Here is a 17768-nt window from a genome sequence, read left to right on the forward strand (position 1 = left end):
GGGCGCGACCGGCCCCCACCGGCCCGCAGCGAACGACGGTCAGACGAGGCCCGCTTCCCGGAACGACTCCAGGCTGGGACGAATGGTCGCGGTCAGCCCCGTCCCCGCCACCGCGTCCAGCGTCTTGAGACCGTCCCCGGTGTTGAGCACCACCGTCGTCTTCGACGGATCCAGCAGCCCGCTCTCGATCAGCTTCTTGGTGACACCCACCGTCACCCCACCGGCGGTCTCCGCGAAGATCCCCTCGGTCCGCGCGAGCAGCTTGATCGCCTCGACGACCTGCTCGTCGTCCACGTCCTCCACCGCACCACCGGTCCGCCGCGCGATGTCCAGCACGTAGGGCCCGTCCGCCGGATTGCCGATGGCCAGGGACTTGGCGATGGTGTCCGGCTTCTGCGGGCGCACCACGTCGTGCCCGGCCTTGAACGCCGTGGACACCGGCGAACAGCCGAGCGCCTGCGCGCCGAAGATCTTGTACGGCTTGTCCTCGACCAGACCGAGCTTGATCAGCTCCTGGAGCCCCTTGTCGATCTTCGTCAGCTGCGAGCCGGAGGCGATCGGCACCACGAGCTGGTCCGGCAGCTGCCAGCCGAGCTGCTCGCAGATCTCGTACGCCAGCGTCTTGGAGCCCTCGGCGTAGTACGGCCGCAGGTTGACGTTGACGAAGCCCCAGCCCTCGCCGGCCGGGTCGCCGATCAGCTCGGAGCAGAAGCGGTTCACGTCGTCGTAGTTGCCCTCGATGCCCACGAGCTCGCCGCCGTAGACCGCCGCCATGACGACCTTGCCCTGCTCCAGGTCGTGCGGGATGAACACGCAGGAGCGGAAGCCGGCGCGGGCCGCGGCGGCGCCCACCGCACCGGCGAGGTTGCCGGTGGAGGAGCAGGAGAGGGTGGTGAAGCCGAAGGCGCGGGCGGCCTCCAGGGCCTGGGCGACGACCCGGTCCTTGAAGGAGTGCGTCGGGTTGCCGGAGTCGTCCTTGACGAAGAGCTTGCCGGCGTCGACGCCCAGCGCGCGGGCGAGGTTGTCGGCCTTGACGAGCTTGGTCCAGCCCGGGTTGATGTTCGGCTTGTCCGCCACGTCGGCCGGGACCGGCAGCAGCGGGGCGTAGCGCCAGATGTTCGCGGGACCCGCTTCGATGCGCTTGCGGAGCTCTTCGGTGTCGTAGGCCGAGAAGTCGTAGGCGATCTCCAGCGGGCCGAAACACTCCTCGCAGGCGAAGACCGGGCCGAGGGGCACGCGGTGACCGCACTCGCGGCAGCTCAGCGCGGCGGCGGGACCGAGGTCTACGGTGGAGTCAGTGGTGCTTGCAACAGTCTGCACAGCCATGTGAGGCGAGGCCCTTCCTCATCTTCCTCACGACGCGTTTCGCCGTGAGACGGATTTGGCACCTTCCCTAGCCGGGAGCCTCGCGACGCGGTCGACAGTGACCTACGAGTACCGACTGGAGGGTTGCCGGGGCTTCATCGGGCCGTTTCCCTCTGCCCCTCTGGATGAGCTGTATGTGGTTGTAGGCGGCGGGTGACCCCCGGACATGCGATGGTCATCCGCGTTGTTCAAGACTGTAACCGACGACCAGGACAGTTGAGATAGCCGTCCGAACCGCGAGATGGATCACAACCCGTCCCGCCGAGAGTACGCAGAGGAGCCGCCACGGTGCTGGAAGAAGTCGAGCGCTGGCTGAGCACCCGTTCCTGGTCCGCGAACGATCGTCCGCTCCACCAGATCCTGGCCGCCAAGCAGCGCACGGGCCAGACGGTCAGCGTGGTGCTGCCCGCGCTCAACGAGGAGGCGACGGTCGGTGACATCGTCGCCGTCATCCGCCATGACCTGATGCGGCAGGTCCCGCTCGTCGACGAGCTGGTGGTCGTCGACTCGGGCTCCACCGACCGCACGTCCGAGGTGGCCGCCGCCGCGGGCGCGCGGGTGGTGCACCGGGACGCGATACTCCCGCGCCTGCCCGCCGTGCCCGGCAAGGGCGAGGTGCTGTGGCGCTCGCTGCTGGTCACCCGCGGGGACGTCGTCTGCTTCGTCGACGCGGACCTGAGGGACTTCTCGTCCGACTTCGTCTCCGGGATCGTCGGCCCGCTGCTCACCGAGCCGGACGTGGCCCTGGTGAAGGCCATGTACGACCGTCCGCTGGACGGCGCCTCCGGGCAGGGCGGCCGGGTCACCGAGCTGATGGCGCGCCCGTTGCTCAACATGCACTGGCCGCAGCTGGCCGGCTTCGTGCAGCCGCTCGGCGGCGAGTACGCGGCCCGCCGCTCCCTGCTGGAGCAGCTGCCCTTCCCCGTCGGCTACGGCGTGGAGCTGGGCATGCTGGTCGACGCCCTGCACCTGGCGGGCCTGGACGCCCTCGCCCAGGTGGACGTGGGGGTGCGCAAGCACCGGCACCAGGACGGGCAGGCGCTGGGCCGGATGGCCGCCGCGATCTACCGCACGGCCCAGCTGCGGCTGGCCCGCGGGCATCTGATCCGGCCGTCCCTGACGCAGTTCGAGCGGAGCCGGGACGGCTTCGCGCCGCGCACCTACTCCGTGGACACCGAGGAGCGTCCGCCCATGGTGGAGATCGCCGAGTACCGGGCGCGCAGTGCGGCCTGACCGGGCCGTTTTCGGCCGGGCCCGGAAGATCCGTACGTTTGAGCGTTTCCGGGCCGGGCTAGGTTGAGGTCTATGGCTTCAACGTACGGTGCTGCGCAGGTGCTGGTGGCCTCCAACCGGGGTCCCGTCTCGTACACGGTGGGTGAGGACGGTTCGCTGGACGCCAAACGGGGCGGCGGCGGACTGGTCTCCGGGCTCTCCGCGATCGGCTCGGACGCGGACGCGCTGTGGGTGTGCTCGGCGCTGTCCGACGGCGACCGCGAGGCGGTGCGGCGCGGGGTCGGGGAGGACGGCGTGCGGATGCTGGACATCCCGGCCGACGTGCACGCCGACGCGTACAACGGCATCGCCAACTCGGTCCTGTGGTTCGTGCACCACATGCTCTACCAGACCCCCCTGGAGCCGGTCTTCGACGCGGAGTTCCGGCGGCAGTGGGCGTCCTACGAGACGTACAACCGGGCCTTCGCCGAGGCGCTGGCCGAGGAGGCGGCGCGGGGCGCGGCGGTCGTGGTGCAGGACTACCACCTGACGCTGGTGCCGGGCATGCTCCGCGAGCTGCGGCCGGACCTGCGCATCGGGCACTTCTCGCACACGCCGTGGGCGCCGCCGGAGTACTTCCGGATGCTGCCGGACGACGTGGCCGGGCAGGTGCTGCGCGGCATGCTGGGCGCGGACCGGCTGGGCTTCCTCACCGAGCGCTGGGCGGAGGCGTTCACCGCGTGCGCCGAGCGGTTCGCGGGAGGGCTCGGCGGCACCCGGGTCGGAGTGCACGGGCTGGGCGCCGACGCCGACTTCCTGCGCGCCCGGTCCCACGAACCGGACGTCGAGGAGCGGATGTCCGCGCTGCGGCAGGAGATCGGCGAGGGCCGCCGTGCCATCGTCCGGGTCGACCGCACCGAGCTGTCGAAGAACATCGTGCGCGGGCTGCTGGCGTACCGGCAGCTGCTGGCGGACCACCCCGAGTGGCGCGAGCGCGTCGCGCACGTCGCCTTCGCCTACCCCTCGCGGCAGGACCTGGCGGTGTACCGGGACTACACGGCCGAGGTGCGGCGGCTGGCCGACGAGATCAACGCCGAGTACGGGACGCCGGGCTGGACTCCGGTCGTGCTGCACGTCAAGGACGACTTCGCCCGCTCGCTGGCCGCCTACCGCCTGGCGGACGTGGCCCTCGTCAACCCCATCCGCGACGGCATGAACCTGGTCGCCAAGGAGGTCCCGGTGGTCTCCGACGCGGGCTGCGCGCTGGTGCTGTCCCGGGAGGCCGGGGCGCACGAGGAGCTCGGCGAGGACGCGATCACGGTGAACCCCTACGACGTGACGGGCACGGCGGCGGCCCTGCACGAGGCGCTGTCGATGCGCCCGGACGAACGCGCCGAACGCGGCAAGCGCCTGGCCGCGGCGGCGACGGCACTGCCACCGGCGCAGTGGTTCCTGGACCAGCTCGACGCGTTGAGGGGCTGAGCGGCGATGAGCGCGAACGCGTTGCCCACGCCGGTCACGGCAGCCGGGCGGGACGGCCTCGCCGCCCTGCTCGCCGATCCCGGCAAGGCGCTGATCGCCCTGGACTTCGACGGGACGCTCGCGCCGATCGTGGCCGATCCCGAGCTGGCCCGGGCCCATCCACGGGCGCTGGGCGCGCTGGCGGCGCTCGCCCCGAAGGTCGCCGCCATCGCCGTGATCACCGGCCGGCCCGCCGAGGTCGCGGTGCGCAACGGCGGCTTCGCGGACGTGCCGGGCCTGGAGCACCTCGTGATCCTCGGGCATTACGGCGCCGAGCGGTGGGACGCCCGCAGCGGCGAGGTGACCGCGCCCGGCCCGCACCCCGGCGTCGACGCCGTCCGCGTCGAGCTGCCCGGGCTGCTGGAAGGCAGCGGGACCTGGGTCGAGGACAAGGGCCGGGCCGTGGCCGTGCACACCCGCCGGGCCGCCGACCCGCAGGCCGCCTTCGACGCCCTGCGCGCGCCGCTGACCGACCTGGCGGCCCGGCACGGACTGATCGTCGAGCCCGGCCGCCTGGTCCTGGAACTGCGCCCGCCCGGCGTGGACAAGGGCGTCGCCCTGAGCGCGTTCGCCCGCGAGATCGGCGCCGGCTCCGTCCTCTACGGCGGTGACGACCTGGGCGACCTGCCCGCCTACGCCGCCGTGGACACCCTGCGCGTGGACGGCACCCCGGGCCTGCTGGTGTGCAGCGGCAGCGACGAGGTGACCGAACTCAGGGAACGGGCGGACGTGGTGGTGGACGGCCCGGAGGGTGTCGTGGAGCTGCTGGCCGCGCTGGCGCGTTCGATCGGCTGAGGGGCAACGCCCCCAGGGGTGCGGGGAACTGGGCGAACAACCACGACGCACCCGCACCCACACGACGGCCCGAAGCCCCCGCCCCTCACCGCTCGGACCGACGCCGCTCCCGAACCCGCCGCAGCCGGTTCACCGTCACCGGATCATGCGCCAACGCCCGAGCGTCGTCCAGCAGGGCATTGAGAAGCTGGTAGTAGCGCACGGGGGCGAGCCCCAGCTCCTCCCGTATGGCCCGCTCCTTCACACCCGGGCCGGAGAAACCGCGGCGTTCGAGCGCGAGGATGTCCCGCTCCCTGCGCCCGAGCTCCCGCTCACCCGTGTCCTCGTCCATGCACGGCACCGTAACGCCTGCCACCGACAGCGGGGCTACTCCGCGCTCTCGGCCCGCACCGCCGCCGCCTGGAGGTGGCCCAGGACGCCCGAGGGGCTGCCGCCGGACGTGACGGCCTTGCCGATCTGCTGCTTGACCTGGGCGCTGACGTCGGCCCAGGACGTCTTGCCGACCGGGTAGAGCTCGGAGGCCGGCAGTTCCTCCAGGAACGGCCTGAGGTGCTTGTCCTCGTCCGAGGAGGCCATGGTGGTGGAGGCGGAGGTGGTGACCGGCAGCAGGTCGTACTCGCGGGAGAAGGCCAGCACGTTCTTCTCGCTGTAGACGAAGTCGAGGAACTCGCCCACCTGGTCGCGGTGCCCGTTCTTGCGGAACGCCGTCATCCAGTCGGAGACGCCGAGGGTGGACCGGCTCGGGCCGTCCTTGCCGGGCGTGGGCACCATCCCGAATTCCACGCCGTTCTTCTCGGCCGTCTTCATCAGCGAGGGATGGCCGTTGAGCATGCCGACCTCGCCCCTGGCGAAGGCGGCGAACGCCGCGGCCCGGTTCAGCCCGCCGGGCGCGACCGGCCCGGTCAGGTCCTTGCCGACCAGGTCGTTCTTCAGCCAGGAGAAGGTGTCGATGTTCTCCGCGGAGTCGATGCCGTAGCTGTCGACGCCGTCGGTGTAGCCGCCCCCGCCGCTGAGCATCCACTGCATCGTCTCGGCCTGTGCCTCCTCGGGGCCCAGGGGCAGCGCGTAGGGGTACTTCACGCCCTTGGCCTTGAGCGCCTCGGCGTCCTCGGCCAGGTCGTCCCAGGACTCGGGCGGGGTGATGCCGGCCTTGGCGAAGAGGGTCTTGTTGTAGAAGAGGACCCGCGTGGAGGCGGCGAACGGCATGCCGTACTGCACGCCCTTCACCTGGCCCGCGGAGGCCAGCTGCCCGTTGAAGTCGGCCTGCGCGCGTATGGAGAGCAGGTCGTCGGCCTTGTAGAGCTGGTCCTGAGCGGCGTAGTCCGCGTACGCGCCGATCTGCGCCATGTCCGGCGGGTCACCGGCGGCGACCATCTCCCTGACCTTGCGGTCGACGTCGTTCCAGGAGTAGACGCTGACGTCGATCCGGACGTCCGGGTGGTCGGCCTCGTACTCCTCGACCAGCTTGTCCCAGTACTTCTTCGAGCTGTTGGCCGCACTGTCGCCGTAGTCGGCGGCGACCAGCTTCAGGGTCACGTCGGCCGAGCCGCCCGTGACACCGCAGCCGCCGAGAACCGCCGTCATGCCCAGTGCGGACACCACCGCGATCGTTCCTGCCATCCGCCGCCGCTGCACTGCTGTTCTTCCCCAACCCCGGCGTCACCGCCGCCGAAACATTTCGATATGCGGAACAAGGTCTACACCACGTAAGTGGACTAGACCTCTTGCGGGTCCCCGGGTCACACTGTTCCCCGTGAGACATGTCATCGCCCTGGACGTGGGCGGCACCGGAATGAAGGCCGCGTTGGCCGGGCCGGGGGGCCAGGTGCTGCACCGAGCCCGCCGGGCCACCGGACGCGCCCAGGGGCCGGACGCCGTCGTCGCGGGCATCCTCGACTTCGCCGCCGAGCTGCGCGCCTACGGCACCGAGCACTTCGGCACGCCCGCGTCCGCCGCGGGCGTGGCCGTCCCCGGCATCGTCGACGAGGCGGACGGCGTCGCCGTCTACGCCGCCAACCTCGGCTGGCGCGACGTCCCGCTGCGCGCCCTGCTGACCGAGCGGCTGGGCGTCCCGGTCGCCCTCGGGCACGACGTGCGCACCGGCGGCCTCGCCGAGGGGCGGGTCGGCGCGGGCCGGGGCGCGGACCGGTTCCTGTTCGTAGCCCTGGGCACCGGCATCGCGGGCGCCATCGGCGTCGACGGCCGCGTCGAGGCGGGCGCGCACGGCTTCGCGGGGGAGATCGGCCACATCGTCGTACGCCCCGGCGGCGCGCCCTGCCCGTGCGGGCAGCACGGCTGCCTGGAGCGCTTCGCCTCCGCCGCCGCCGTGAGCGAGGCCTGGGCGGCGGCCTCCGGCACCCCGGGCGCGGACGCGGCGGACTGCGCGAAGGCGGTGGACTCCGGCGACCCCAGGGCGGCCGCGGTCTGGCAGGAGGCCGTGGCCGCCCTGGCCGACGGCCTGGTCACGGCCCTGACGCTGCTGGATCCCCGCACTCTGATCATCGGCGGTGGCCTCGCGGAAGCGGGGGAAACCCTGTTCACGCCGCTGAGGGAGGCCATCCGGCAGCGGATCACCTTTCAGAAACAGCCGTCACTCGTCCCGGCGGCCCTGGGTGACAGCGCGGGTTGTCTCGGCGCGGGCCTACTGGCCTGGGATCTTCTGGCATCGACCGACCGCATGGAGGTAACGCCCTGATGGCAGCCGACTCAGGGGCGCGGGACAGCGCCGAACTGCGGCTCCGCCGCGGGGCGCGACCAGCCCCGACGCACCCGCACCCCGCGACGGCCGGACACCCCACGGTCCTCACCGGCGCGACCGTGGTACTCCCCACAGGAACAGCCGAAGACGGCCGTCTGGTGATCGACGGCACCCGCATCACCGCCACCGCCCCTGAAAACGCCCACGTCATCGACGCGACCGGCCACTACGTGATCCCCGGCTTCGTCGACCTGCACAACCACGGCGGCGGCGGAGCCTCCTTCACCTCCGGCACGGTCGACGACATCCTCAAGGGCATCCACACCCACCGCCTGCACGGCACGACCACCCTGGTCGCCTCCACCGTCACCGGCGACATGGACTCCCTCACAAGGCGCGCCGGCCTGCTGAGCGAGCTGGCGGAGCAGGGCGAGATCGCCGGTGTCCACTTCGAGGGCCCGTTCATCTCCCCCTGCCGCAAGGGCGCCCACTCCGAGGCCCTGCTGCGCGACCCGCACCCCGCGGACGTCCGCAAGCTGATCGACGCGGCCCGGGGCCGGGCGGCGATGGTCACCCTGGCCACCGAACTGCCCGGCGGCCTCGACTCCGTACGCCTGCTCGCCGACCACGGCGTGATCGCGGCGATCGGCCACACGGACGCCACCTACGAGCAGACGGTGGAGGCCATCGACGCGGGCGCCACCGTCGCCACGCACCTCTTCAACGCGATGCCCCCGCTCGGCCACCGCTCCCCCGGCCCGATCACGGCCCTCCTGGAGGACGACCGGATCACGGTCGAGCTGATCAACGACGGCACGCACCTGCACCCCGCCGCGCTCCAGCTGGCGTTCCACCACGCGGGCGCGGGCCGGGTCGCGTTCATCACGGACGCGATGGACGCGGCCGGTTTCGGCGACGGACGCTACTGGCTTGGCCCTTTGGAGGTGGAGGTCGCCGACGGCGTGGCCCGTCTGCTGGAGGACGGCACGATCGCCGGCTCGACCCTCACCCTGGACCGCGCGTTCAAGCGAGCGGTCACGGTCGACGGCCTCTCCGTCGAGGACGCAGTGACGGCCCTGTCCGCCACCCCGGCGCGCCTGCTCGGCATGGCCGACACGATCGGCTCACTGGAGCCCGGGAAGTACGCCGACCTGCTGCTCGTCGACTCGGCGTACGAGCTGAAGGGCGTCATGCGCCGGGGCGAATGGGTGGTCCCTCCCCAACTGGGCTGATGCGTCCCGCAGTCGGCGGACGGTGGCCGACTCCAGGACTGGGCCGACCGCCGTCTGTTTGGCATGATCGTGCTTCCTGCACGTTCACGTCGGCAAGCACATCGGGGGAGGTCGGCCCAGGTGATCCTCACGGTCACGCTGAACACCGCTCTCGACATCACCTACCGCGTACCGTCCCTCAGGCCGCACACCTCCCACCGCGTCACCGAGGTGACGGAGCGCCCCGGCGGCAAGGGCGTCAACGTCGCCCGGGTGCTCGCGGCGCTCGGGCACGAGGTGACGGTGACGGGATTCGCGGGCGGGGCGACGGGCCGGGTCGTGCGGGAGAAGCTCGCGGCGGCACCGGGCGTCGTGGACGCGCTCGTGCCGATCTCCGGAGCGACCCGCCGCACCATCGCCGTGGTCGACGAGCGCACCGGCGACACCACCCAGCTGAACGAACCGGGCCCGACGGTCACACCCACGGAGTGGTCCGCCTTCCAGGAGGCGTACGAGGACCTGCTTCCCTCCGCCTCCGCGGTGGCCCTGTGCGGCAGCCTGCCGCCGGGCGTCCCGGTGGGCGCGTACGCGGGCCTGGTCCGCACGGCCCGCTCCTTCGCGGTCCCGGTCCTGCTGGACACCAGCGGCGAACCGCTGCGCCGGGGCGTCGCGGCCCGCCCGGACGTCATCAAGCCGAACGCCGACGAACTCGCGGAACTGACCGGCTCTTACGAGCCCCTGCGCGCCACCCAGGACGCCCGCCGCCGCGGCGCGCACACGGTGGTCGCCTCCCTGGGCCCGGAGGGCCTCCTCGCAGCCACCCCCGAGGGCCACTGGCGAGCCACCCCACCGACCCCCGTACGAGGCAACCCGACAGGCGCGGGCGACGCGGTGGTGGCGGGCCTGCTCTCGGGCTTGGTGGAACACCTCCCCTGGCCGGCCCGCCTCACCCGGGCGACGGCCCTCGCGGCGGCGACAGTGCGGGCACCGGTGGCCGGCGAGTTCGACCGGGGGGCGTACGAGGAGTTCCTGGTACGAGTGTCGGTGACCAGCGCGGCGTCGGCCGCGTAGAAGCTGTGACGGGGGTCCTCGTCGGTGCACTGCTGTCCGGTGTTTTCGCCACACCGGCTGCGGCGGGAAGAACAGGACGGGACCAGGACCGTCCTGTCCGTGACACCCGGCTGCGACACCTTCAAAACTGCCCGGCCCGTCTCGAACCAGACATCTTATCGCATCGAGTTCTGGCACATCACCCCCGGCACCGGCTGCGGCGTCGGCAGCAAGCTGGTCACTCTGAAGCCGCACACCTACTCGGACGACACCCATGGCACCGTCACCGGTATCGCTGTCTATGGAGGTTAGTGCCGCGTAGCCCGAGCCTCACAGGGACGGTCCGCCGATGTACCGGCGGACCGTTTCGCTGTACGAGCCCTACTGCACCCAGAACTTGTCGAGGATCGCGTCACACTGATTGCCCTCGTTACAGGCAAGCTCGATCGTGTTGGTGCCCTTGGTCAGGGTGACCGGAGCCCAGGAGGTCTGCCAGCCCTTTTCCCAGTCGCCCTTCGGTGAGTTGATGAAGTTCTTCAGGCCCATGGGCTGGGCGTTCGCCTTGCCGTTCACCAGCAGCGTCGCATTGGCGTCGGCTCCGGGAACGCTGTAGCGGGCATAGAGCCGGTAGGCACCGGCCTTCTCGATGCCGTTGACCGTCCAGGTCACCGTGGCTCCGACATGGTTGAAGCCCGTCACATAGACGCCACCGTCGGCCTTCGAGCCCTTGATGTCCGACGCGGTCGAAACGCCCGGCGCGAGCCGCAGCGCCTTCGCGTCGGTCTTCGGCAGCTCCGCCGTGCTTCCGCCGGCCTCGCTCTTCGACGGGCTCGGCTTGGATTCCTGGGACTGGGTCGGGGACGTGCCCACCTCGTCGGACGCCTTGTCCTTGTCCTTGTCGCCGCCCAGCATGGCCACGCCGATGCCGATGACGACCGCGGCGACCACCGCGATCGCGCCGATCAGCAGGCCCTTGTGATTCGGCCCACGCCCACCCCGGCCGCCACCGCCTGCGCCCGGCAGCTGCTGCTGCGCGGTCGTGGCACCGCCGGGCAGCGTCTCCGGCGCCGCGTAGTGCGCGTTCGGCCGGCTGTACGCACCCTGCTGCTGCGGGACCTGCCCGTAGGGCGCGGTCTGAGCGGCCTGCGGCTGCTGCTGGCCGTAGGGACGCGTGCCGACCGCCCGCACCCGGTTGACCGAGTTCGGGTAGCCGTAGCCCCCGGACGGCGGCTGGGCTCCGTTGGCCTGCCCGTCGGCGTAGAGATAGCCGAACGGGTCGTCGTCCTCGGGCGTGCTCGCGCCGTTGTTGCCGGGCGTCATCCCTTGGTCTCCTCAGTCAGGTGCGGTGCATGCGGTACACGGGTGAGTAAGCGAGCCTACCCGCTCCCGGAGACCCAAACGGGTGACTCAGACCGCATCAACTCACTGACCAGGGCTTCACCCGGCGCGTCTGTGTTGTTTGGGACGAGATCGTTTCTCGACGTACATCCGCTCGTCAGCGGATTTCAACACTTCGTCCGCCGTCATTCCACAGTGTGCCCATCCGATGCCGAAGCTCGCGCCCACCCGGACGGCCCGCCCCTCGGCACGGATGGGCTGGATGATCTCGTTGCGCAGCCGGACCGCGAGGTCCTGGGCGTCGGCCCGCCCGAGCCCGTCGGCGAGGATGACGAACTCGTCACCCCCGAGCCGCGCGACCGTGTCGCCGTCGCGGACGCCGTTGCTCAGCCGCCGGGCGACCTCGATGAGCACCGCGTCACCCGCGTTGTGCCCGAACCGGTCGTTGATCGACTTGAAGCCGTCGAGGTCGCAGAAGAGCACCGCGAGGCCCTTGGTGCCGTCGTCGTGATCCCCGTCCGGGGCGACGGTGTGCACGTGGTGGTCGTAGGCGTCGTACGGTTCGGCGCCCTGCCGGAAGTCGAAGCCGGGGCCGACCACGTCGAAGGCGGGATGGCCGTAGGCCGCGTCGACGGACTCGGCGGCGGTGTGCGGGGTGGACGCGCGTTGACAGAGCCGGGCGGACAGCCGGGAGCGCAGCTCCGCGGAGTTCGGCAGGCCGGTGAGCGAGTCGTGCGAGGCCCGGTGGGCGAGCTGGAGCTCGCGGCGCTTGCGCTCCTCGATGTCCTCGACGTGGGTGAGCAGGAAGCGCGGCCCGTCGGCGGCGTCCGCGACCACGCTGTTGCGCAGCGACACCCATACGTACGTGCCGTCCCGGCGGCCGAGGCGGAGCTCGGCGCGCCCGCCCTCCGCCGAGGTGCGCAGCAGGGTGCCTATGTCCTCGGGGTGGACCAGGTCGGAGAAGGAGTAGCGGCGCATCGCGGACGCGGGGCGGCCCAGCAGCCGGCACAGGGCGTCGTTGGTGCGCAGGATCCGGCCGTGCTGGTCGCCGCCCATCTCGGCGATGGCCATGCCGGACGGGGCGTACTCGAAGGCCTGCCTGAAGCTTTCCTCGCTCGCCCGCAGCGCCTGCTGCTCGCGCTCCAGACGGACGAGCGCCCGCTGCATGTTGGCACGGAGCCGGGCGTTGCTGATCGCGATGGCGGCCTGGAAGGCGTACATCTGGAGCGCCTCACGGCCCCACGCCCCGGGCCGGCGGCCGTTGCGCGGCCGGTCCACGGAGAGCACGCCGATCAGCTCACCGCACGTACCGCTGCCCTTCGGGGCGGGCGCGTACATGGGGGCGAAGAGGCGGTCGGCCGGGTGCCACTCGTCCTCGAAGCGGGGGGCGGGGCCGTCGGTGTACCACTGCGGGACGTCGTCGTCGTCGAGGACCCAGCCCTCGGTGTGCGGTATGAACACCAGGTCGCCCCAGTGCTCGCCCATGCCGAGACGGCGCTCCCAGGAGTCACGCGAGCCGACCCGGCCGGTGATGAGGGCCTCGGCGGCGGGGTTCCCGGCGAAGGCGGCGACGACGAGGTCGCCGTCCGGCCGGACGAGGTTCACGCACGCCAGCTCGTACCCGAGGGCCGCGACGACGCCCTCCGCGACCGTCTGCAGTGTGTCCGCCAGGCTGCGGGCCGTGTTCATGTCGGCCATGACCTGGTGCAGTTGTCGCAGGGACGCAAGACGGACGTAGGGCTCCGACTCGGTCTCCATGCTCGCCCTCCCCCCGAGTACCTCGCAGCGAATCAAGAATCAAGGGTTCTCATCGGCGTACGGTCCTGGCAGCTTCCCCGCCACTGAATCACAGCGCGCTGCCCACTCGGTACACAGGGTCAACAATTCCTGCCCCTTGTGACTCAAGTCACAGGCAAAGCTGAACAATTGAGTGGAGTTTCTGCGTTCTTCACGTGCGGCTACCGAACGCAAACTTTGTCAGGTTGCGCACATGTATTTCCGTCCCGCCCGTCTGCGGGCCCTTTGACGTCGGTCGAGAGTCCTAAGACCGTGATCGGGCGGGAGTCCGATGCGGTGCGCGGGAAGCGGCGATTAGCGTTGCCGTGTGCCGAACACTCCCGCTGCCACGTCCCCGGTCCTTCCGCCGCCCGCCGCCGGGCATGCTGAAGGGGTGAGCAATGACGAGTTCCGCGCCGCCATGTCCCGGCTGGCCTCGGGTGTGGTCCTGGTGACCGCGCAGGAGCCCTCGCTCGACCCGGACGACCCCTCGGCGCCGGACGTCGAGGACGTGGGCATGACGGCGACGGCCTTCATGTCGGTGTCCCTGGACCCGCCCCTGGTGCTGGTCAGCCTGCGTGAGGGCTCCCGCATGGACGAGCTGCTGGAGGAGCAGGAGCTGTGGGCGGTGTCGGTGCTCTCCGAGAGCCAGCGGCACATCGCGGGCCGTTTCGCGATGAAGGGCCGCGTCAGCGACCGCCTGCTGTTCGCCGACCTCCCCTTCACCCGCGGCGAGTACACCCACGCCCCGCTGGTCGGCGGCGCCCTGGCCGTCCTGGAGTGCCGCACCGAGCAGCGGGTGCCCGCCGGCGACCACACCCTGGTCATCGGCCGCGTCCTGACGGCCACCGTCCCCAACGCGCAGGGCGGCCCCCTGACGTACTTCCACGGCCGGTACCGGCAGTTGGGCTGAGTCGGTCGGGCTGAGTCGGTCGGGCTGAGGAAATCGCTGGCCGGGCGCCGAGCCGCCCGCCTAGGGTGCGCGCATGACGACGACCGGCCTCCGCCTCGAGGAGATCACCCCCGCGAACCTCGACGCCGCCCTCGGCATCCACGTCCGCCCCGACCAGGAACACGCCGTCGCCCCCGTGGTGAAGTCGCTCGCCGAGGCCTACGTCCATTCCGGCGTCGCCTGGCCCCGCCTGATCGTCGACGGCGACCGCCCGGTCGGCTTCCTCATGGCCTGCCTCGACATCGACTGGTTCGAGGACGGCAGCGTCCGCCGCTCGGGCCTGTGGCGGCTGAACATCGCGGCCGGGGAGCAGGGCAAGGGCTACGGCCGCTTCGCCGTGGAGGCCGTGGCGGCCGAACTGCGCCGGCGCGGCAGCGAAGAGCTCTACGTCACCTGGCACCCGGGCCCCGACGGCCCGGAACGGTTCTACCTGGGACTGGGCTTCCGCACGAACGGGGAGCAGAGCGGAGGCCAGACCGTGGGCGTGCTGCCCCTGACCCAGCGGCGCCTGCCTGGCGGCGCCTAGCCCCAGTTCCGCGTGGAGCGCCCCTGCTTGGTCTCCGAGCGCTGCTTCTTCTGGCGCAGCCGCCGCTCGTTGATGCCCCGGGGGATCCGGGTGGGCTTGCGGGGTTTGGGCGGGGGTGCGGTGGCCTCCGCCAGGAGTGCGGCGAGGCGCACGGCGGCTGCCTCGCGGTTGCGCCACTGGGAGCGGTGTTCCGAGGACCGCACGGTGACGACCCCGTCGACCAGGCGCCCGGCCAGCCGCTCCAGGGCCCGCTGCTTCCACACCGCGGGCAGCGCCTCGGTCTTCGCCAGGTCGAAGCTCAGTTCGACCTTCGAGTCGCTGGTGTTGACGTGCTGCCCACCCGGCCCCGACGACCGCGAGAAACGCCACATGAGCTCGGCCTCGGGCAGGGAGACGGAGCCGCGGATGACGTGGTGACCGGACATGCCGTCCATGTTCCCGCTTCTGTCCCGTCCACGTCATCCCAATAACGGCGAGTAAAGAAAGTAAAGGACCTGGAACCTCGCGTACCCCTCTCCACGTTCATGGGGGTAGCGGTAGCTTCGGTGCCGCAGCTTCTTCGCCGCATGTAAACGAGGGAAGGGACTCCCAACAATGGCTGTAAGCCTGTCCAAGGGTGGCAACGTCTCGCTCACCAAGGAGGCTCCGGGCCTGACCGCCGTCACCGTGGGCCTCGGCTGGGACGTCCGCACCACCACCGGCACGGACTTCGACCTCGACGCCTCGGCGATCGCGGTCAACACGCAGGGCAAGGTCTACTCGGACGCCCACTTCGTGTTCTTCAACAACAAGCAGACGCCGGACAACTCCATCGTCCACACCGGCGACAACCGCACGGGTGAGGGCGCCGGCGACGACGAGGCGATCAACGTCAACCTCGCCGCCCTCCCGGCCGACATCGACAAGATCGTCTTCCCGGTCTCGATCTACGACGCGGAGAACCGCAGCCAGAACTTCGGCCAGGTCCGCAACGCCTACATCCGCATCGTCAACCAGGCCGGCGGCGCCGAGATCGCCCGCTACGACCTGTCGGAGGACGCGGCGACCGAGACGGCCATGGTCTTCGGCGAGCTGTACCGCAACGGCGCGGAGTGGAAGTTCCGCGCGGTCGGCCAGGGCTACGCCTCGGGCCTGGTGGGCATCGCCCAGGACTTCGGCGTCAACGTCTGACGGACGCCCGAGCGCAGGGAGGAGCCCCCGAGCCGGAGATCCGGCCCGGGGGCTCCTCCCTCAGGGGCGCGCGGAACCGCGCGACAAGCCACCACCGGCCCGCACCCGCCTACCGTCCTGCGCGGCCTGACCCCCGACGCCGCACAGGTCCCCCCGAGCCCCCCACGGCGCGCCGGAATCCGCCCCACCCGGGATACGTTCCCCACGTGATCCTCGACCCCCTGCCCCCGGCCCCCCTGGGCGACGGCCTCCTCGCGGAGCTGACCGCCCTCTACGCCTCCAACCACGCGTTCCACACCCTCGGCGGCGACTTCCCCGACCCGAAGGACATCCGCCCCGAGCAGGTCGCGGCCGCCCTGGCGCAGGAGCGGGAACACCCCGGCACCGAGATCCTGCTCGCCCGCAGCTTCGGCCGCCTGATCGGCATCGCCGTCACCCTCGCCCACCACCCCGACCCGGCCGACCCGGATCCCTGGATCGGCCTGCTGATGGTCGACGCGAGCCTGCACGGCCAGGGCCACGGCCGCCGTCTGGCCACCCTCGTGGAGGACCGCTTCCGCGCGGCCGGCCGCACCGCAGTGCGTCTGGCCGTCCTGGACGGCAACCACACGGCCTCGGGTTTCTGGACGGCGCTGGGCTACCGGGTCATCGACCACCGTGAGGATCTGCTGCGGCGGCGCCCCTGTTCGGTGCTGCGCAAGGACCTGTCCACGCCGTAGCGCTCAGACCCGCTCCGGCTTCCCGTCCCCGTACAGCCACTCGTCCCAGACCGGCCGCAAGTCCGCGCCGGGCGCCTGCCTCTCGGCGAACGCCGTGAAGTCGGCCGTGCCGGCGTTGCCGTACCGGTACTTGGCCGCCCATCCCTTGAGGATCGAGAAGAACCGGTCGTCCCCGACGGCCTGCCGCACCTTGTGCAGCACCATCGCTCCCCGCCAGTACACGGGCGGGTCGGAGATCCGCGCGGCGCTCGGCGGGTCCGCCGGGGGGAACTCCCAGATCTCCTCCCCGGCCTCCTCGGTGTCGAAGTGGGCGCCGGAGTACAGGGCGTCGAAGGTCTCCTGCGCGCTCCGCCCGCCGTGGTCCTCCTCCCACAGCCACTCCGCGTACGTCGCGAAGCCCTCGTTGAGCCACATGTCCCGCCAGCTCTCGGGCGTGACGGAGTCGCCGTACCACTGGTGGGCGAACTCGTGCACGAGGAGCGTGAGATCGGGCGCCCCCGGGAACACCGGCCGGGTCTGGGTCTCCAGCGCGTAGCCGACCTCGGCGGCGCGGTCGACGATCGCGCCGGTGGAGGAGAAGGGGTACGGACCGAACCGCCGCTCCGCCCACCGCAGCACCTCCGGGATCCTCTTCAGCACGGGCCGGCTCGCCGCCGCCTCGGCCGGGTCGACGGCCGTGTACATGGGCAGGTCCCCGGCCGCGGAGCGGCCGACGTCGAAGCGGCCGATCGCGAGCGTGGCGAGGTAGCCGGCCATCGGCTCACCGCAGTGCCACACGAACGTCGTACGCCCCCGCTCGGTCCTCTCGCCGCGCAGCTCCCCGTTGGACACGGCCCGCAGGCCTCGCGGCACGGTGACCGTCAGGTCGTACGCCGCCTTGTCGGACGGGTGGTGGTTGCCGGGGAACCAGGCCATCGACCCCGTCGGCTCGCCGAGCGCGAGCGCCCCGTCGGCGGTGCGCAGCCAGCCCTCCCGGGAGCCGTCCGGGTCGGTGACGGTCTCGGGCGCTCCGGAGTAGCGGACGGTCACCCGGAACGTCTCGTCCCGGTCGATGTCGTCGTGCGGCCGGACGGTGAGCTCCTGCCCGGCGCGGTTCCAGCGGGCCGCCTCGCGGCCGACGGTGACCTTCTCGACCTCCATGCCGAGGAAGTCGAGGTCGAAGGCGGACAGGTCCTGGGTGGCGCGGGCGGTGAGGGTGGCCGTGCCGGTGAGGTGGTGGGCGCCGGGGTCGTAGGCGAGGCGCAGACCGTAGTGGGTGACGTCGTAGCCGCCGTTGCCGGCCTTCGGGAAGTAGGGGTCGCGGACGCCGGAGCCGCCGGGGGTGCCGTGCACTCCGCCGCCGCAGGCGGTGGCGGCCAGGGCCGAGGCCAGCAGGACGGGGACAAGACGTACAGAACGGGCCACGACCGTGATCCTACGATCACGTGACACCATC

At 71.7% G+C, this 17768-nt stretch carries 18 protein-coding genes and 1 riboswitch; of the genes, 11 read left to right on the top strand and 7 right to left on the bottom strand.

Going from position 1 to position 17768, the window contains the following annotated elements:
* Nucleotides 1-39: 39 nt before the first annotated feature.
* Nucleotides 40-1326 carry a threonine synthase gene (thrC, locus tag AB0I06_RS18420; protein ID WP_363119859.1) on the bottom strand — a complete coding sequence of 429 codons (1287 nt, stop codon included), beginning with the start codon at nt 1324-1326 and terminating at the stop codon, nt 40-42.
* 15 nt (nt 1327-1341) lie between these two features.
* Nucleotides 1342-1497: riboswitch (SAM riboswitch) on the bottom strand.
* Between the two features lie 156 nt (nt 1498-1653).
* Between thrC and AB0I06_RS18425 the strand changes: the two genes are divergently transcribed.
* From AB0I06_RS18425 to otsB, 3 genes are all read left to right on the top strand, one after another.
* Nucleotides 1654-2598 (top strand): glucosyl-3-phosphoglycerate synthase, encoded by a 945-nt coding sequence (locus AB0I06_RS18425; RefSeq protein ID WP_363119860.1) that lies wholly within the window; start codon nt 1654-1656, stop codon nt 2596-2598.
* Nucleotides 2599-2670: 72 nt separating this feature from the next.
* The gene (locus tag AB0I06_RS18430; protein WP_363119861.1) at nt 2671-4059 is read left to right on the top strand and encodes a trehalose-6-phosphate synthase; all 1389 of its coding nucleotides are present in this window, start codon (nt 2671-2673) and stop codon (nt 4057-4059) included.
* A gap of 6 nt (nt 4060-4065) precedes the next feature.
* On the top strand, nt 4066-4893 hold the full coding sequence (otsB, locus tag AB0I06_RS18435) for a trehalose-phosphatase (RefSeq protein ID WP_363119862.1): 828 nt from the start codon (nt 4066-4068) through the stop codon (nt 4891-4893).
* Nucleotides 4894-4978: 85 nt separating this feature from the next.
* Here otsB and AB0I06_RS18440 read toward each other — a convergent pair whose 3' ends face one another.
* Both AB0I06_RS18440 and AB0I06_RS18445 read right to left on the bottom strand, forming a co-directional pair.
* On the bottom strand, nt 4979-5224 hold the full coding sequence (locus AB0I06_RS18440) for a DUF3263 domain-containing protein (RefSeq protein ID WP_363119863.1): 246 nt from the start codon (nt 5222-5224) through the stop codon (nt 4979-4981).
* 35 nt (nt 5225-5259) lie between these two features.
* Entirely contained in the window at nt 5260-6513 is a 1254-nt protein-coding gene (locus AB0I06_RS18445; protein ID WP_363119864.1) for an extracellular solute-binding protein, read from the bottom strand.
* Nucleotides 6514-6646: 133 nt separating this feature from the next.
* On the opposite strand from AB0I06_RS18445, the gene AB0I06_RS18450 reads away from it, so the two are divergent.
* From AB0I06_RS18450 to AB0I06_RS18465, 4 genes are all read left to right on the top strand, one after another.
* On the top strand, nt 6647-7588 hold the full coding sequence (locus AB0I06_RS18450; protein ID WP_363119865.1) for an ROK family protein: 942 nt from the start codon (nt 6647-6649) through the stop codon (nt 7586-7588).
* The gene (gene nagA / locus AB0I06_RS18455) at nt 7588-8823 is read left to right on the top strand and encodes an N-acetylglucosamine-6-phosphate deacetylase (protein ID WP_363119866.1); all 1236 of its coding nucleotides are present in this window, start codon (nt 7588-7590) and stop codon (nt 8821-8823) included. The genes AB0I06_RS18450 and nagA overlap by 1 nt, the downstream gene beginning before the upstream one ends.
* 120 nt (nt 8824-8943) lie before the next feature.
* Nucleotides 8944-9873 carry a 1-phosphofructokinase family hexose kinase gene (locus AB0I06_RS18460; RefSeq protein WP_363119867.1) on the top strand — a complete coding sequence of 310 codons (930 nt, stop codon included), beginning with the start codon at nt 8944-8946 and terminating at the stop codon, nt 9871-9873.
* A gap of 39 nt (nt 9874-9912) precedes the next feature.
* Nucleotides 9913-10164, top strand: a complete 252-nt coding sequence (locus AB0I06_RS18465; protein ID WP_363119868.1) for a hypothetical protein — start codon at nt 9913-9915, stop codon at nt 10162-10164.
* A 69-nt stretch (nt 10165-10233) separates the two neighbouring features.
* Here AB0I06_RS18465 and AB0I06_RS18470 read toward each other — a convergent pair whose 3' ends face one another.
* The gene (locus tag AB0I06_RS18470) at nt 10234-11172 is read right to left on the bottom strand and encodes a CBM35 domain-containing protein (protein WP_363119869.1); all 939 of its coding nucleotides are present in this window, start codon (nt 11170-11172) and stop codon (nt 10234-10236) included.
* Nucleotides 11173-11289: 117 nt separating this feature from the next.
* Complete coding sequence (gene cdgB, locus AB0I06_RS18475; RefSeq protein WP_363119870.1) at nt 11290-12948, bottom strand: diguanylate cyclase CdgB; 1659 nt, start codon at nt 12946-12948, stop codon at nt 11290-11292.
* A gap of 346 nt (nt 12949-13294) precedes the next feature.
* Between cdgB and AB0I06_RS18480 the strand changes: the two genes are divergently transcribed.
* Nucleotides 13295-13879 (top strand): flavin reductase family protein, encoded by a 585-nt coding sequence (locus tag AB0I06_RS18480; protein ID WP_363119871.1) that lies wholly within the window; start codon nt 13295-13297, stop codon nt 13877-13879.
* 73 nt (nt 13880-13952) lie between these two features.
* On the top strand, nt 13953-14444 hold the full coding sequence (locus tag AB0I06_RS18485; protein WP_363119872.1) for a GNAT family N-acetyltransferase: 492 nt from the start codon (nt 13953-13955) through the stop codon (nt 14442-14444).
* On the opposite strand, the gene arfB is transcribed toward AB0I06_RS18485, so the two are convergent.
* Nucleotides 14441-14878 carry an alternative ribosome rescue aminoacyl-tRNA hydrolase ArfB gene (gene arfB / locus AB0I06_RS18490; RefSeq protein WP_363119873.1) on the bottom strand — a complete coding sequence of 146 codons (438 nt, stop codon included), beginning with the start codon at nt 14876-14878 and terminating at the stop codon, nt 14441-14443. The two genes, AB0I06_RS18485 and arfB, sit on opposite strands and share 4 nt — an antisense overlap.
* Nucleotides 14879-15038: 160 nt before the next feature.
* Between arfB and AB0I06_RS18495 the strand changes: the two genes are divergently transcribed.
* Both AB0I06_RS18495 and AB0I06_RS18500 read left to right on the top strand, forming a co-directional pair.
* A complete protein-coding gene (locus tag AB0I06_RS18495; RefSeq protein ID WP_010035999.1) occupies nt 15039-15614 on the top strand; it encodes a TerD family protein in 576 nt (191 codons plus the stop codon).
* 206 nt (nt 15615-15820) lie between these two features.
* Nucleotides 15821-16333: a GNAT family N-acetyltransferase gene (locus AB0I06_RS18500; protein WP_363119874.1), complete on the top strand. Its 513-nt coding sequence runs from the start codon at nt 15821-15823 to the stop codon at nt 16331-16333.
* Nucleotides 16334-16336: 3 nt separating this feature from the next.
* Here the strand turns inward: AB0I06_RS18500 and AB0I06_RS18505 are convergent, their stop codons facing one another.
* Nucleotides 16337-17767, bottom strand: coding sequence for a M1 family metallopeptidase (locus AB0I06_RS18505; RefSeq protein WP_363119999.1), 1431 nt, complete (start codon nt 17765-17767; stop codon nt 16337-16339).
* Nucleotide 17768 lies beyond the last annotated feature (1 nt).

The sequence above is a fragment of the Streptomyces sp. NPDC050674 genome, assembly GCF_040654575.1.
In the GTDB taxonomy this organism is placed as follows: Bacteria; Actinomycetota; Actinomycetes; order Streptomycetales; family Streptomycetaceae; genus Streptomyces.

Coding starts and splice junctions, on each gene's coding strand:
- cdgB (WP_363119870.1), bottom strand. CDS start 12,948: ATGGAGACCGAGTCGGAGCCCTACGTCCGTCTTGCGTCCCTGCGACAA.
- AB0I06_RS18430 (WP_363119861.1), top strand. CDS start 2,671: ATGGCTTCAACGTACGGTGCTGCGCAGGTGCTGGTGGCCTCCAACCGG.
- AB0I06_RS18440 (WP_363119863.1), bottom strand. CDS start 5,224: ATGGACGAGGACACGGGTGAGCGGGAGCTCGGGCGCAGGGAGCGGGAC.
- AB0I06_RS18505 (WP_363119999.1), bottom strand. CDS start 17,767: ATGGTGTCACGTGATCGTAGGATCACGGTCGTGGCCCGTTCTGTACGT.
- otsB (WP_363119862.1), top strand. CDS start 4,066: ATGAGCGCGAACGCGTTGCCCACGCCGGTCACGGCAGCCGGGCGGGAC.
- AB0I06_RS18470 (WP_363119869.1), bottom strand. CDS start 11,172: ATGACGCCCGGCAACAACGGCGCGAGCACGCCCGAGGACGACGACCCG.
- arfB (WP_363119873.1), bottom strand. CDS start 14,878: ATGGACGGCATGTCCGGTCACCACGTCATCCGCGGCTCCGTCTCCCTG.
- AB0I06_RS18485 (WP_363119872.1), top strand. CDS start 13,953: ATGACGACGACCGGCCTCCGCCTCGAGGAGATCACCCCCGCGAACCTC.
- AB0I06_RS18495 (WP_010035999.1), top strand. CDS start 15,039: ATGGCTGTAAGCCTGTCCAAGGGTGGCAACGTCTCGCTCACCAAGGAG.
- thrC (WP_363119859.1), bottom strand. CDS start 1,326: ATGGCTGTGCAGACTGTTGCAAGCACCACTGACTCCACCGTAGACCTC.
- AB0I06_RS18445 (WP_363119864.1), bottom strand. CDS start 6,513: ATGGCAGGAACGATCGCGGTGGTGTCCGCACTGGGCATGACGGCGGTT.
- nagA (WP_363119866.1), top strand. CDS start 7,588: ATGGCAGCCGACTCAGGGGCGCGGGACAGCGCCGAACTGCGGCTCCGC.